The sequence below is a fragment of the Arthrobacter sp. ATA002 genome (genome assembly GCF_026898095.1).
Lineage (GTDB): Bacteria > Actinomycetota > Actinomycetes > Actinomycetales > Micrococcaceae > Arthrobacter_B.
This window is the reverse complement of sequence record NZ_CP114015.1, coordinates 2031060-2044435: the sequence shown is the minus strand read 5'-3', so window position 1 is coordinate 2044435 and position 13376 is coordinate 2031060. Positions and strand designations below refer to the sequence as shown.

Here is a 13376-nt window from a genome sequence, read left to right as displayed (position 1 = left end):
ACGGAATCGGGGCTCCCGTCTGTTGACATAACACCGGCGGCCCCTGACCGGTGCCCCAGTGCAGCGTCCGCAGGTTGTCATAACGTTCAGGGAGGCTCCTGAGGCACTGGATCGGCCGCCTGACATAAGTCTCCGCACCGCTGGTCCCGGACTTCCGGATCCGGACGCAGGGAAACAGGATCTCGTCGGGGCGCAAACTGGACAAGAAATAGGACGCCGATCACTTCCTTGGAAGCTGCACAGGCCCTAAGATTCGTCATCACGCTTCCAGTTGGTGAAATGAGCCCGACTGCCTATATGATCTACGCTCAACCCCCCAAAATTCAGGAGATAAGCACTTCCCATGGCTACTGATTACGATGCTCCGCGCGTCAAGGAAGAAGACCGCCCCAGCGACTCCCTTGAAGGACTGAAAGCCCAGCAGCGCGGCGGCGCAATGACGGCTGTTCGGGACGTCGCTGACGAAACGGATGCCATCGACGGTTTCGAACTTCCCGGTGCTGACCTGTCCGGTGAAGAACTGCTGATCAAGGTTGTCCCGGCTCAGGCCGACGAGTTCACCTGCATGTCGTGCTTCCTGGTACGGCACCGGTCGCAGATCGCCAAGGAAAAGAACGGCGACAAGTACTGCGTGGACTGCGAAGGCTGAACACCGCACCGCCTCCCGGTTTGGGCGCCGTGGCTAGCCACCGGCACCCAAACCGGTATTTTTTGCCCGCAGCCAGCAGCGCAGCCAGCCGTCCCGCTATTCGACCGTCTGGACCACTTCATTCCGGCGAAGGAACCACGGTTTATAGGGCGGATCGAAGAGCGCGAACCGCGGCAGCCCCCGCACGGTCAGGCCGGCGGCGGCCACCGCCTCCCCCAGGGCCGCCGCATGATCCTCATAATTGTGCGCTGTCCAGCGGCCGGTGAACCGCGCGGCTGCGCCCCGGGCCTCGGGCACCGCTACTAGGGACACGGCGGGATCGGCCGGATCCGGCGCGGTTGCCGCTGACAGCGATGCCGGCAGGACAAAACCTACCGTATAGGTGCCGGCAAGTGATTCGGGCTGCAGCAGCACCGGGGCGGTCATGGGGATGCGCCGTGCAACGGCGGCCGGATCTCCGCCGCTTCCGGCAGCTCCGGCAACCGGGGCAACGCCGCCTCGGGCCTGGCCGGTCCCGAGGGTGTTCTCCCCGCTGATGTAGCCGAACAGGTACGCGAACGCGGTGCCGCCCGCGTCTTCCAGTGCCGAGTGGACGGTTACCTGTGCAACGAGGTGCGAAGGATAAAGGCGCAGCTCGAACCCGGGGAGATTGTCCAGCACTGTATACGGCTGCTGCTCTGTCATAGTGGGCTGAGCGTACCGCCCCGGTCACCGCCTGAGAACAGTCGGCGGCGCCGGGACGGCCGCAGGCACTTAGGATAGGGCGGTGCCCACAGAAACAACCCGTATCCGCGACCTCGTCCTGCCGCTGCTCGAGCTGGAGATGCCGCCGATCGTCCAGCTCGGCCATCCCGCCCTCCGCCAGCCGGCCCTGCCCTATGACGGGCAGCTGAATCCGGCGGAGCTCAGTGCCTTCATCGCGCTGATGCGCCGGGTAATGCACGCCGCTCCGGGCGTGGGACTGGCAGCACCGCAGCTGGGCATTCCCCTGCAGGTCGCGGTCCTGGAGGACCAGTTCGATGCGGACCCGGAGATCAGTGACATGAGGGAGCGCCATCCCCTGCCGTTCTTCACGGCAATCAACCCCGTCTGCACACCGCTCGGCACCGGGACCGCTGAGTTCTTCGAGGGCTGCCTCTCCTTCAACGGCTATCAGGGCGTCGTGCCCCGCTACCGCTCCGCAGCGCTGAAGTACACCGATGCGGACGGCGCCGCTGTGGAACGGAGCTTCGAGGGCTGGCAGGCCCGCATCGTGCAGCATGAAACGGATCACCTGCACGGCACCGTCTATGTGGATAAGGTCCTCACCCGGTCCCTGTGCAGCAACACCGAATACCTGCGCCGCTGGGCCTCGCCGTCCGTCGACGAGGCCCGGCGCACACTGGGGTTCTAGGCTGCCGCTTCGGGATTAGCCGGCGTCGGCAGCCACTGCCCCCACCAGCGCAGGATGTGCTCGAAGCGCTGCCGCCGGTGCCACGGGGTGCCGGCCCGGGACAGTTCGTGGTTCTCCCCCGGGAACAGCAGCAGCTCAGCGGAAACCCCGTTCTGCTTCAGGCCGGTGTAGTAACGCTGGGCCTGCTCCACGGGACATCTCAGGTCCTCCTCTGAATGGATCACCAGCGTGGGCGTCCGGACATCGCGCACCCGGGCCATCGGGCTCTGGGCCAGCACCTTCTCGGGATCGGTTCCGGTGTACCCGGCGCCGAAGAACCAGCCGATGTCCGCGGATCCGACGAATGACAGCGGATCCAGGAAACCGCGCTCCACGATGGCAGCAGTGAACCGGTGGTCGTTCGCCGTCGTCCAGGCGCTGAGGTAACCGCCGTAGGAGCCGCCCATAACACCCAGCCGGCGGCGGTCCAGCTCCGGGTGGAACTGCAGCACCCCGTCCAGGAAGGCCAGAACGTCGTCCAGGTCCCGGGTGCCCATCGACTCCTTGATGATCCGGCCGTGTTCCTGCCCGTAGCCGGCCGAGCCGCGCGGATTGCACTGCACGACGGCGTAGCCTGCCGCCGCGTAGGCCTGCGCTTCGTCGAAGTAGGCGCAGTCGAACTGCGCGAACGGGCCGCCGTGGATATTCAGCAGCACCGGGTGCGGGCCGGCACCCTCCGGGAGGATGACCCAGCCGTGCACCGGATATTCGTCCGGGAAGGGTGCGTTTCCTCCAGCACCGGAGCCACCCGTGTTTCGGCCCGCAGCCGCCCCGAGAAGTCAGTAAGCCGCCGCAGTCCGCCGTCGTCCACTGCGGCAATCTCGCCCACCGTGGCGGCGTCGGCATAGCTGACGACGACGGCGCCGCCGGCCGCGGCCGCGCCCTGCACCACCCGCGGGCCCGGGACCAGCGTTTGCCGGGCGCCGTCGGCATCCACCTGCAGCAGTTCCACGGAACCGCGGGTGCGGTTGAAGACCAGGACCGCCGAGCCCTCCCCGGCAACGATGCCGCCTTCGGCGAGGTCAATGGACTCGGGATCGGTCAGCCGCCGGGCCGTTCCGGCCGCGTCGGCCGGAAGGACATACAGTGCCGTATTGCGGGCCACGAAGTCCGTGCCGGAAGCCGAGAGTTCCTGCCCGAGGAAGTAGAGCAAGTTTCCATCGGCGCTGGGAGTCGGCTCGGAAGCGGCCAGGAGCATGTCTTCCCGGTTCCCCGTGTTGGTTAGGCGTTCGGGCGCCGCCGATCCGGTCAGGCTAACGCTGTACACATCGGACACGAGGTCCTCGTCCGCACCCTGGTGAAGCGCGGCGGTGAAGAGAATTTGCTTGCCGTTGGCGGAGAACACCGGAGCGGCGGCGTCGGCGTCGGCATGGGTCAGCTGGCGGGCCTCGGGGAACCGGCCCCTGCTGACGGGCTCAGTGCCGGTGTGCTCCCCGGCCCGGCCAGCCGGAGCGATCCAGGGCTCGGCGTCCAGCGCCGGCAGGTCGAGCAGGAAAAGCTGTGTCCGCTTGTCGGCCGTGTAACCCGCGCCGTTAACCCGGTACTTGTAGGTGCTGATCAGTCTCGGATCCTCGGCCCCCGGACCCACGCCGTCGACCGTTCCATACCGGCCGTGCTGCGGAATCCTCGAGGAAAACACCAGCTGCGCGGAATCCGGGGAGAAATTAAAGGCGCCCACGCCCATTTTCCGGTCGGTCAGCTGGACGGGTTCACCCCCGGCGGCGGGTACCGCATACAGCTGCGGTTTCCCGCCCGGCATGGACCGCAGGAACCCCAGGACCGTGCCGTCCGGGGAGAACCGCGGCTGGGTGTCGGCGAATCCCCGGGTAAGGCGGCGCGGGGCGGCGGCGCCGGCCAGCGGAACGGTCCACAGCTGGCCCACGTAGGCGTCAGCGGCGAAGTCGGGGCGGGTTACGGACACCACGGCGTGCGTGCCGTCCGGGTGGATAGTAGGAGCGGAGACGGACTGCAGGAGATTCAGGTCACATGGTTTCACCCAGCCGAGCCTACTACCGGCTTAATTCCCGGCCGCGCAGGCGGCACACCTAAGATGGAAAGATGCCCCCCGCTCCCCTGCCGCTGCTGCTGTGCCCTGTCTGCCGGAATCCCCTCGCCGCCGCTGAAACAGGAGGTGTCCCGTCGCTCGCCTGCGGTCTGGGGCACCGATACGACGCCGCCCGGCAGGGATACTTCAACCTGCTGACCGGCAGCGGAACGAAGTTCCAGGCCGACACCGCTCAGATGGTCCAGGCGCGCGCCGATTTCCTCGCAGCAGGCCACTACCTTCCCATGGCGCAGGAGCTGGCAGGGCTGGTGGCAGCGTCGGCCCCCGCGGCCCGGACACTGCTCGACGCCGGCGCCGGCACCGGCTATTACCTGCAGGCCGTCACGGAAAAACTGCCCGGCGCAGCTGCGGTGGCGCTGGACATTTCGAAGTTCGCGCTGCGGCGCGCCGCCGGACGCTGCCCGCGGCCGCCTGCCTGGTATGGGACGTATGGCGGCCCTGCCGCTGGCCGATGCATCGGTGGACGCGGTGCTGAACGTTTTTGCTCCCCGCAACGCTGCTGAATTCCACCGCGTACTCCCCCGCGGCGGCAGTCTTGCCGTGGTCACTCCCCAGCCGGAACACCTCAGGGAAATCCGCGCTCTCGCCGGCATGCTGGATATCGGCGGGGAAAAGAATCCCGGGTCAACGGCTCCCTGGCAGCGCATTTCCATCCGGTCGAAACCCGGCACTGCACCTACCCGATGCAGCTCTCCGCCGCGGATATCCGCAACGCAGCGCTCATGGGCCCCTCGGCCCGGCACCTGAACCCGGAAACTCTCACCCGGTCACTGGCACCGATCACCGGCACGGTCCCGGTCACGGCCGCATTTTCGCTGCAGCTCTTCCGCGCCGCCTGACTCCCCCGGCAGCACGGAGTATGATGTGGGGCACGAAAAGAGGCGCCTAAACGTTATAGTCGGCAACAGTGTATGAGTGACAGCTCCGGCGCCTTTTCAGGCACAATGGACAACACCGCCCGCACAACCGCCCGCCGTCCCTTGCCGGCGGAGCCGAAGGGAACCCACATGCAGGACGTATACCAATGGCTGCTTGACTACGGATGGGCCGTCTGGCTCGTACTCTTCCTGGGACTGGCCGCCGTCGAAACACTGACCCTGGACCTTTTCTTCGCGATGCTGTCCGTGGGCGCCCTGGGGGCCATGCTCGCGGCACTCTTCGGCGCACCGCTGTTCCTGCAGGTGGTCGTTTTCTGCATCGTGGCGCTGCTCATGATCGTGCTGGTGCGCCCGATAGCCTTAAAGCACCTGGAACGCGGCCCGCGGGACCAGCGGTCCAACGTGGAACGCCTGATCGGCGAACCTGCCCTGGCCCTGGAAGCCGTCAGCGGCACCACGGGAACCGTGAAGATAGGCGGAGACATTTGGACGGCACGGACACCGGACGGCTCCAGCCTCACTGCGGGAGCGCCCGCCCTGGTTACCCGGATCGACGGCGCAACCGCCGTCGTCGTGCCGGCACCCGCAGGGGCCCATTCGTCAGACCCCCGTCCGTCGGAGGGATGGGCTGATGGGCGGGAGAGCGACCAGCGCTGACAGACCCACCGCCGGCGACGGCGGCCAACGACCGGGGGCAGCCGCCGCCGGCACAGAACACGGCCGGGCCCGGACGGGCCTGCCAAAACCTGAAGGGGGAACATGAGTTCCGGAGCTACCGGCCTCATCATCATTCTGGCTGTCCTGATAATTTTTGTCTTGGTCATTCTGGTGAAATCGGTCAAGATCATCCCGCAGGCCCGCGCGGGCGTCGTTGAACGGCTGGGTAAGTACCAGCGCACGCTCAATCCGGGCCTAACCATTCTTATTCCGTTCGTGGACCGGCTGCTGCCGTTGCTGGACCTCCGTGAACAGGTGGTCTCCTTCCCGCCGCAGCAGGTCATTACTGAAGACAGCCTTGTGGTGTCGATCGACACGGTGGTGTACTTCCAGGTCACCGACCCCCGTGCCGCGACGTATGAAATCGCGAACTACATCCACGCCGTCGAGCAGCTGACCACCACCACGCTGCGAAACGTGGTCGGCGGGCTGAACCTCGAAGAAGCCCTGACCTCCCGCGACCGCATCAACGGCCAGCTGCGCGGCGTCCTGGACGAAGCCACCGGCCGGTGGGGCATCCGGGTGTCACGGGTCGAGCTGAAGGCCATTGAACCGCCCCTGTCGATCCAGGACTCCATGGAAAAGCAGATGCGTGCCGAGCGCGAACGCCGTGCCACCATCCTGACGGCCGAGGGCACCAAGCAGGCCCAGATCCTGAACGCGGAAGGCCGCCGCCAGGCTGCCATCCTTGCCGCCGAGGGTGACGCCAAGGCCGACATCCTGCGCGCTGACGGTGAGTCGCAGGCAATCGCCAAGGTGTTCGAAGCTATTCACAAGGGAAATCCGGACCAGAAACTGCTGGCGTACCAGTACCTGCAGACGCTGCCGAAGCTGGCCGAGGGAACATCGAACAAGATGTGGATCATACCCAGCGAGCTTGGGGAAGCCCTCAAGGGTGTGGGGAGCGCGTTGGGGAACTACGTTCCCGACATGCCCTCCGCCAACGGCAGCCCGTCCGGCACACCGGCGGGCAGCGGATCGACACCGGCCAACGGATCGGTGCCGGCCAAGGGATCAGGACCGGCCAAGGCACCGGCGGCTGCAGCACCAGCCGGGCCGACGCTGGCTGACTCCCCCGACGCCTAGGGCTGGAAGCGCTGATCCGCGGGGTGCTGGTCCGCACGGGTTGTCAGGGCCGGTATAATTGGTTGTTTGCCGGGGTCTGCCCCGGAGCGGACCGCTGAAAACGGGCGCGGACGCCGCACCGGAACATTTGGCGCTGAACCGGCGTTGACATCAGTGGGCGGAACGGCACCACCAGCACTACAGACGGATCCCCCGGGATCCTTCGGACTGAAGAGGGAGAAAAGATGAGCGATCGCAGCCTGCGGGGTATGCGCCTCGGCGCGCAGAGCATGGAGACTGAATCCGGTGTCGAGCCGGCTCCCCGCCAGCGGGTGGAATACCGCTGCGAGGACGGTGAACGGGTTTTCGTGACGTTCGCTGCCGAGGCCGACGTTCCTCCGGTCTGGGTATCCAAGACCGGCAAGGAAGCCCTCCTGGTTGACGGCGAGAAGCCCGACACCAGCAATGACAAGCCGGTGCGCACGCACTGGGACATGTTGCTGGAACGGCGCAGCATCGACGAGCTGGAGACGATCCTCCAGGACCGGCTCACCATCCTGCGGGAACGGCGCGGGGAACGTACTTCAGCTTCCAAGTAGCACTTTCCCGCGCGCCCCGGTCATCGGGGCCCGCGCAGTGGGGCACTAAACAATAAAAGGAGGGCGGATGCCGTACGGCATCCGCCCTCCTTCGTCGTTCAGCCGGGGCTAGCCGCGCCGGGTCAGTTTCTTCCAGCGCGCGGCCAGTCCCCACTTAGTGACATTGGCCATCGCTTCAAAGACGATGTTGCCGCTCATCTTGGACGCACCGAACTCGCGTTCGACAAAGGTAATGGGGACTTCGCGGATCGACAGCCCCAGGCGGGCGACACGGAAGGTCATGTCCACTTGGAAGCCGTATCCCACCGATTCAACGGCACTGAGGTCCAGCTTTTCGAGTGTGGTGCGCCGGAAGGCGCGGTAGCCGGCCGTGATGTCGCGGACGCCGATGCCGAGCATCAGGCGCGAGTACAGGCTTCCGCCCCGGGACAGGATCTTGCGGTGCAGGGCCAGTTCACGACCGATCCGCCGGATACCCAGCGGGAGCCAATGACCAGGTCTGCACCGGCTTCCACTGCTTCCAGGAGCAGGGGAAGCTGCTCGGGCTTGTGGGAACCGTCAGCATCCATTTCGACGAGGACGTCATAGTCACGCTCCAGCCCCCAGCGGAAACCGGCGATGTACGCCGCTCCCAGCCCCTCCTTGCCTTTGCGGTGCAGCACGTGGACGCGCGGGTCAGCGGCGGCGATCCCGTCGGCGTAGGCGCCGGTGCCGTCCGGGCTGTTATCGTCCGCGATCAGAACATCCGAGTCGGGCACCGCCGTCCGCAGCCGCTGAAGCGTCTTGGGGAGGGATTCGATCTCGTTGTAGGTCGGGATGATGGTCAGGACGCGCACGCATTCGCCTTTCATTCGGGATAGGCTGCGCAGACGCAGCCTGTGGGGTGGGCACCCCGGCAAGACTTCCCAGTATATGGGAGGAGGTCTCCGGCGATGCCCAGCTCACGTGCTGTGCCGGTCACACAAAATGCCGCGCGGGCGCAGCGACCCCGGCCCGGCGTCCGAGTACTCATCCGCCGCACACAAGGGCAGGCTCTTCCGCCTTCGGGCCAGAACCGGCCTAAGCCGGGACTGTTTTCTACTGACGGTCAAGCCTGCCCTGGTGCGCACTGCGTGCCTGGTACCTGGTTCATACCTGGCCTCCGCCTCTGAGTACGCGAACGGCTCAGCGCGCGGTGTGCTGATTCTTTCCGGCGCAGCGGATTCGGTTCCCCGAACACCGCCTGCGATTCCCCTAGCCTACGTGCTGTCGGGAATGTGTCAATAAGTCCCTGACTAGGGCCGTTCCTCGTCTTTGCAGGTCAGGCAGGCAAAACCGAGCCGGCAGAACTGCTCTCTGCGCTAGAAACCTACCGCCCGGTAGAGTTCGACACCGTCGTGGACGGTCAGCAGGCAACGGGGCTCATGCCCCGTGTCCAGGGCCGGAAGCAGCGGGGTTCCGGCCCGCGGATCCGTGCTCCAGGCAGCCCCCTTGGCCTCGGGGGTCTGCACCATCAGTTCCTCGACTTCCCACACCGCGTACGAGGCAGGGGCACCGGGAGCGAGCTGGCCGAGCATGAAGTTCCCGGCCCCGGCGGCCCGCCAGCCAGCGCGGGTGTGCCCGATAAAGGCGGCACGGGCGGAAATCCGTTCGGCAGGATTCGAATGGGAGACGGCAGCGCGGACCGCGGACCAGGGTGTCATAGGAATCACCGGCGAATCGGATCCCAGGGCCACCATCACGCCGGCCGAGAGCAGGGACGCGTACCTGTTCATGGCCCCGCTGCGCTCTCCCAGCCGCTGCTCGTAGAGGCCGCCGGGGCCACCCCAGGCACTGTCAAACCCGGGCTGCATGCTGGCGACAGCCCCGAACCGGACCAGTTCGGCGACAGCGCCGTCGTCGGCCAGTTCGAGGTGTTCCATACGGTGGTGGGCGGCCCGGATGCGGTCCTCGCCCACGGCTTCGGCAGCTATCCGCAGGCCGGCAAGGACCGTGTCCAGGCCGGCGTCGCCGATCACGTGGAAACCGCCCTGGAGCCCGGCACGGGTTACCAGTTCCAGGTGCCGGCCGGCCTGCTCGCCGCTCAAGTACAGGGTCCCGCTGGTGTCCGGAGCATCGGTGTATGGAGCGCGCAGGGCCGCGGTCCGGGCCCCCAGCGACCCGTCCATGTTCAAGTCACCGGCCAGACCGATCAGCCTGCCCTCAAAGGGTGCCGTGGCGTCGGCCAGTTCCGCCTCGGTCTGAACCAGCTGCCCCCAATAGGGCAGGATTTGCGGGAGCGGTGTGTCTCCCAGCGAGCCTTCCAGTCCCATGAGCTGGCGCAGGTCCTCAACCGGGGAGAGGTGCGGCGCAGCCATTTCGGTGACCGCGACGATGCCGTGACCGGCAGCGTGCTTCAGGGCTGCCTGCTGGTAGCGGGAGCGCTGGGCCAGGTCCAGGGACCGGGACGCCGTGCGGGCCGCGGTGTGGGCCGAACGCACCACGAACCCGTCATCCCAGCCGTCGTGCTCCGCCAGCTTCAGGGCGGCGGCCAGGGTTCCGGATACGGCGGCGCAGTGGACGTCGGTCCGGGCCAGATAGACAGGGCGGAAACCGGAAGCGGCGTCGAGTTCCGCAGCTGTGGGCACCCGGCGTTCGGGCCAGGATGACTCATCCCATCCGTATCCCGAAATGAGTCCCTCCGTGCCGTTGGCTGCCTTCGCCACCAGCTCGAGGAGCTCGGCCAATGACGAGGCAGTGCTCAGGTTGAGGGAGGACAGCGCGGCTCCGGTTTCGGTGACGTGGGCGTGCCCGTCCACGAAACCTGGAGTAATCAAGGCGCCCTGCAGATCCACGACCGTCATCCGTGCATCCTGGAGGGAGGTTGCCGCGTGCTCCGAGCCGACCCACGCCACAGTGTCCCCCTCCACCAGCATGGCCGTGGCAAACGGATCTGCGGCGCTGTAGACGGACCCGTTGCGGTAAAGCGTCAGCTGCGGGGCGGCAGCAGGGGGTTGGACGTTCAAGGACTCACCTGTTTTCTTTAGTGCTGTACGGAGTTGGTGCTGTACGGATGTAGCGCTGCGGGTTCCGGTGTCCGGTTCCGGACGGGGTTCATGGCGGACTCCGCCGCCCGCCCGGGCGGCGGAAGTCCACGTACGGTTACTCGCTGACGACGGAGTATGCGACGACGCCCCGGCGGATCAGTCCGATGGCGTCGATGCAGCGCCGGCGCAGGCCGTCGGGCAGATCCTGCACCTTGGCCAGCTGGTCCAGCAGGTCGATCACCTGCTTGGCCCACCGGACGAAGTCGCCGGCGGCCAGTTCGGTGCCGTTCAGTGCGAGCTGGAGGTGCTTGCCCTTGGCCCATTTGTACATGGGCCATACCAGGCCCAGCTCGGGCTCCCCGGTTTGGGGCAGCCGTTTGGCTTCCTCAATGTCGGTGAGCCGGGACCACTGCTGCACGATGATGTCCATGGCCACTTCAAGGGACACGCTGGGCAGCCTCGGGCGAACGCCCCGCTCCTCGCGCTTGGCCTGGTACACCAGGGCGGTGGCCAGCGCTGCGAGTTCCGCGGGATCAACCTCGCTGAACGCGCCGTGCTGCAGGGTCAGCGCGACCAGCAGGTCTTTCTCGCCGTAGATACGCCGCAGCTTTTGCCCCGCCGGCGTCACGGCCGAACGGCCGCTGTCGTCCGGGGCTACGTAGCCGTAGTGTTCCAGCACGTCGCACACGCGGTCGAAGGTCTTGGCGATGGTGTTGGTGCGGCCGCGGATTTGGGCCGTCAGGTTGTCCGTCTCGCGGCGCAGCTCCACCACCGCTCAGCCCACCGGGCGTGGTCTTCCCGGTCGCTGCAGCCGTGGCACGGGTGGGCGCGCAGCTGCCGGCGCAGTTCGGTGATGGCCCGCTCCCGCCGGTCGGCGCCGTGGGCGTGCAGGGCGCCGCGTGCCGCCGCCGGCCGCGGCGGCCGGTGGTCGTGCAGGGCATTGCGCATGGACGAAGCCAAATCCCTGCGGTCCTTCGCCGTGCGTGAGTTGAACGACTTGGGAATCCGGATGTGGGAGACGGCTTCCACCGCCCCGTCCAGCTCCGCCGCGGTGATCCGGCGGATTTGCTTGTCCTCGGTCAGCACCGTTGTCCGCGCCTCCCGGCTGGGCTGGGCATCGAGCGGAAGCACGACGGCGTATCCGGAGTTCCGCCCGCCGGGAATCAGGATGACGTCGCCCGGAGCCAGGGCGTCCAGCGACGCGGCAACGGCGGACCGGCGGTCCCGGGCGCGCGACTTTGAGGCCTGCGCCTCGGCATCCGAGAGCTCCCGGCGGAGCGCAGCATATTCGGTGAAGTCCCCCAGATGGCAGGTCATGGCCTTTTCGTAGCCGGTGAGGGATTCCTCCCGGGACCGGACCTGCTTCGCCAGCCCGACAACCGACCGGTCAGCCTGGAACTGGGCAAACGACGATTCCAGGATTTCACGGGACCGTTCACGGCCAAACTGTGCCATCAGGTTGATGCTCATGTTGTACGTCGGACGGAAACTGGAATTGAGCGGATAGGTCCGGCGGCTGGCCAGACCCGCCACGGCGGCCGGATCCGTTCCCGGCTGCCACAGCACCACGGCATGGCCCTCGACGTCGATGCCCCGGCGGCCCGCCCGGCCGGTGAGCTGGGTGTACTCCCCTGCCGTGATGTCCACATGCGCTTCACCGTTGAACTTGTCCAGTTTTTCCAGCACCACGGTGCGGGCGGGCATGTTAATCCCCAGGGCCAGGGTTTCGGTGGCAAAAACGGCGCGGACCAGCCCGGCGGTGAACAGCCGCTCCACGACTTCCTTGAAGGTGGGGAGCATGCCGGCGTGGTGGGCGGCGAAGCCGCGGATCAGTCCCTCCCGCCAGGTCCAAAAACCCAGGACTTCGAGGTCGTCGTCGGGGATGTCCTGGCATGCTTCGTCCACGATGCGGGCAATGGCCAGCCGCTCGGGCTCGGTGGTCAGCCACAGGCCGGAATCGACGCACTGTCGGACGGCGCCGTCGCAGCCGTTGCGGGAGAAAATGAAGGTGATGGCCGGTAGCAGCCCGCGCTTGTCCAGCTGGGCAATGACGGCGGGGCGGGAGGCCTTGGGGATCCGGCTCATCGGCGGTCCGCCGTGTCCACGGCGAGGTGCGTCGCGGCGTCCTCCGCGCGACGACCCGCGGGAGCCGCCCCAGTGTCCGCCGCCGCGCTGGTTGATCCGGGACTCGGCACGGGCCAGTTCCAGCAGTTCGGGGTTCACGCGGTAGCGCTCCTGGATTCCCGCCGGCTGCGCGGGTGCGGCTGCTTCGTCAAACGAGACATCGGACTCGAACAGGTCCATGATCTCCCTGCCCACCATGACGTGCTGCCAAAGCGGTACGGGGCGGTGCTCGGAAACCACGACGTCGGTATCCCCACGGACGGTGTCGAGCCAGGCCCCGAACTCTTCGGCATTGGACACTGTCGCACTCAGGGACACCAGCTGGACGTCGGACCGGAGGTGGATGATGACCTCCTCCCAGACCGCGCCCCGAAAGCGGTCCGCCAGGTAATGCACTTCATCCATCACCACGTAACCCAGCTCATCCAGCGTGGAGGAACCGGAGTACAGCATGTTCCGCAGCACTTCCGTGGTCATCACGACGACGTCGGCGTCCGGGTTGATGCTGGTGTCGCCGGTCAGCAGGCCTACGCGCTCCGCTCCGTAGGACGCCGCGAGCTCGAGGTATTTCTGGTTGCTCAGTGCCTTGATCGGGGTGGTGTAGAAGGCTTTGAGTCCGCGGCCGAGCGCCAGATAGACGGCGAACTCCCCCACCACGGTCTTGCCGGCACCTGTGGGGGCGGCCACGAGAACACCGCGGCCGGCCTCAACGGACCGGCACGCGTCGATTTGGAAAGGATCCAGCTCGAAACCCAGCTGCTGCTCGAAGACCGCAAGTTGGGTCCTGGAATGTTCGGCAAGTTGTTTCGCGGCCAGGTACCGCTCCGACGGGGAAGTCATGC

Annotated in this window: 11 protein-coding genes and 2 pseudogenes; 7 read left to right on the top strand and 6 right to left on the bottom strand. The window is 66.9% G+C overall.

The genetic code is table 11. From position 1 onward, the window contains the following. The first annotated feature begins 343 nt into the window (after nt 1–343). Complete coding sequence (locus tag OL239_RS10025) at nt 344–649, top strand: DUF4193 domain-containing protein (RefSeq protein ID WP_104054271.1); 306 nt, start codon at nt 344–346, stop codon at nt 647–649. A gap of 96 nt (nt 650–745) precedes the next feature. On the opposite strand, the gene OL239_RS10020 is transcribed toward OL239_RS10025, so the two are convergent. Then, a complete protein-coding gene (locus tag OL239_RS10020; protein ID WP_268908822.1) occupies nt 746–1333 on the bottom strand; it encodes an SOUL family heme-binding protein in 588 nt (195 codons plus the stop codon). A gap of 139 nt (nt 1334–1472) precedes the next feature. Between OL239_RS10020 and OL239_RS10015 the strand changes: the two genes are divergently transcribed. Beyond that, complete coding sequence (locus OL239_RS10015; RefSeq protein WP_268911731.1) at nt 1473–2042, top strand: peptide deformylase; 570 nt, start codon at nt 1473–1475, stop codon at nt 2040–2042. Here OL239_RS10015 and OL239_RS19500 read toward each other — a convergent pair. Together OL239_RS19500 and OL239_RS10010 are read right to left on the bottom strand one after the other, a co-directional pair. Continuing rightward, complete coding sequence (locus tag OL239_RS19500) at nt 2039–2782, bottom strand: alpha/beta hydrolase family protein (RefSeq protein WP_329609188.1); 744 nt, start codon at nt 2780–2782, stop codon at nt 2039–2041. The genes OL239_RS10015 and OL239_RS19500 overlap by 4 nt on opposite strands. After that, nucleotides 2728–4077: a TolB family protein gene (locus OL239_RS10010; RefSeq protein WP_329609187.1), complete on the bottom strand. Its 1350-nt coding sequence runs from the start codon at nt 4075–4077 to the stop codon at nt 2728–2730. Before OL239_RS10010 ends, OL239_RS19500 begins: the two co-directional genes overlap by 55 nt. Nucleotides 4078–4139: 62 nt before the next feature. Between OL239_RS10010 and OL239_RS10005 the strand changes: the two genes are divergently transcribed. From OL239_RS10005 to OL239_RS09985, 5 genes are all read left to right on the top strand, one after another. After that, complete coding sequence (locus OL239_RS10005) at nt 4140–4649, top strand: putative RNA methyltransferase (protein ID WP_268908821.1); 510 nt, start codon at nt 4140–4142, stop codon at nt 4647–4649. 180 nt (nt 4650–4829) lie between these two features. Beyond that, the gene (locus tag OL239_RS10000; protein WP_268908820.1) at nt 4830–4985 is read left to right on the top strand and encodes a hypothetical protein; all 156 of its coding nucleotides are present in this window, start codon (nt 4830–4832) and stop codon (nt 4983–4985) included. A gap of 168 nt (nt 4986–5153) precedes the next feature. Further along, nucleotides 5154–5681 (top strand): NfeD family protein, encoded by a 528-nt coding sequence (locus OL239_RS09995; RefSeq protein ID WP_268908819.1) that lies wholly within the window; start codon nt 5154–5156, stop codon nt 5679–5681. A gap of 102 nt (nt 5682–5783) precedes the next feature. Next, complete coding sequence (locus tag OL239_RS09990; protein ID WP_268908818.1) at nt 5784–6827, top strand: SPFH domain-containing protein; 1044 nt, start codon at nt 5784–5786, stop codon at nt 6825–6827. A 224-nt stretch (nt 6828–7051) separates the two neighbouring features. After that, nucleotides 7052–7405, top strand: a complete 354-nt coding sequence (locus OL239_RS09985) for an RNA polymerase-binding protein RbpA (RefSeq protein WP_268908817.1) — start codon at nt 7052–7054, stop codon at nt 7403–7405. 108 nt (nt 7406–7513) lie between these two features. On the opposite strand, the pseudogene OL239_RS09980 reads toward OL239_RS09985, so the two are convergent. The 3 genes and pseudogenes from OL239_RS09980 to OL239_RS09970 all read right to left on the bottom strand — a co-directional run bounded on the left by OL239_RS09980 (nt 7514) and on the right by OL239_RS09970 (nt 13374). Beyond that, nucleotides 7514–8241, bottom strand: a pseudogene (locus OL239_RS09980) (polyprenol monophosphomannose synthase). A gap of 504 nt (nt 8242–8745) precedes the next feature. Continuing rightward, nucleotides 8746–10389: an amidohydrolase gene (locus tag OL239_RS09975; protein ID WP_268908816.1), complete on the bottom strand. Its 1644-nt coding sequence runs from the start codon at nt 10387–10389 to the stop codon at nt 8746–8748. Nucleotides 10390–10525: 136 nt separating this feature from the next. Beyond that, nucleotides 10526–13374, bottom strand: a pseudogene (locus OL239_RS09970) (DEAD/DEAH box helicase). Nucleotides 13375–13376: the final 2 nt, after the last annotated feature.

Bases quoted from the DNA above. Each gene is read 5' to 3' on its own strand.
- OL239_RS10015 (WP_268911731.1), top strand. From the start codon at position 1,473: ATGCCGCCGATCGTCCAGCTCGGCCATCCCGCCCTCCGCCAGCCGGCC.
- OL239_RS09995 (WP_268908819.1), top strand. From the start codon at position 5,154: ATGCAGGACGTATACCAATGGCTGCTTGACTACGGATGGGCCGTCTGG.
- OL239_RS10000 (WP_268908820.1), top strand. From the start codon at position 4,830: ATGCAGCTCTCCGCCGCGGATATCCGCAACGCAGCGCTCATGGGCCCC.
- OL239_RS10025 (WP_104054271.1), top strand. From the start codon at position 344: ATGGCTACTGATTACGATGCTCCGCGCGTCAAGGAAGAAGACCGCCCC.
- OL239_RS10020 (WP_268908822.1), bottom strand. From the start codon at position 1,333: ATGACAGAGCAGCAGCCGTATACAGTGCTGGACAATCTCCCCGGGTTC.
- OL239_RS09990 (WP_268908818.1), top strand. From the start codon at position 5,784: ATGAGTTCCGGAGCTACCGGCCTCATCATCATTCTGGCTGTCCTGATA.
- OL239_RS09985 (WP_268908817.1), top strand. From the start codon at position 7,052: ATGAGCGATCGCAGCCTGCGGGGTATGCGCCTCGGCGCGCAGAGCATG.
- OL239_RS10005 (WP_268908821.1), top strand. From the start codon at position 4,140: ATGCCCCCCGCTCCCCTGCCGCTGCTGCTGTGCCCTGTCTGCCGGAAT.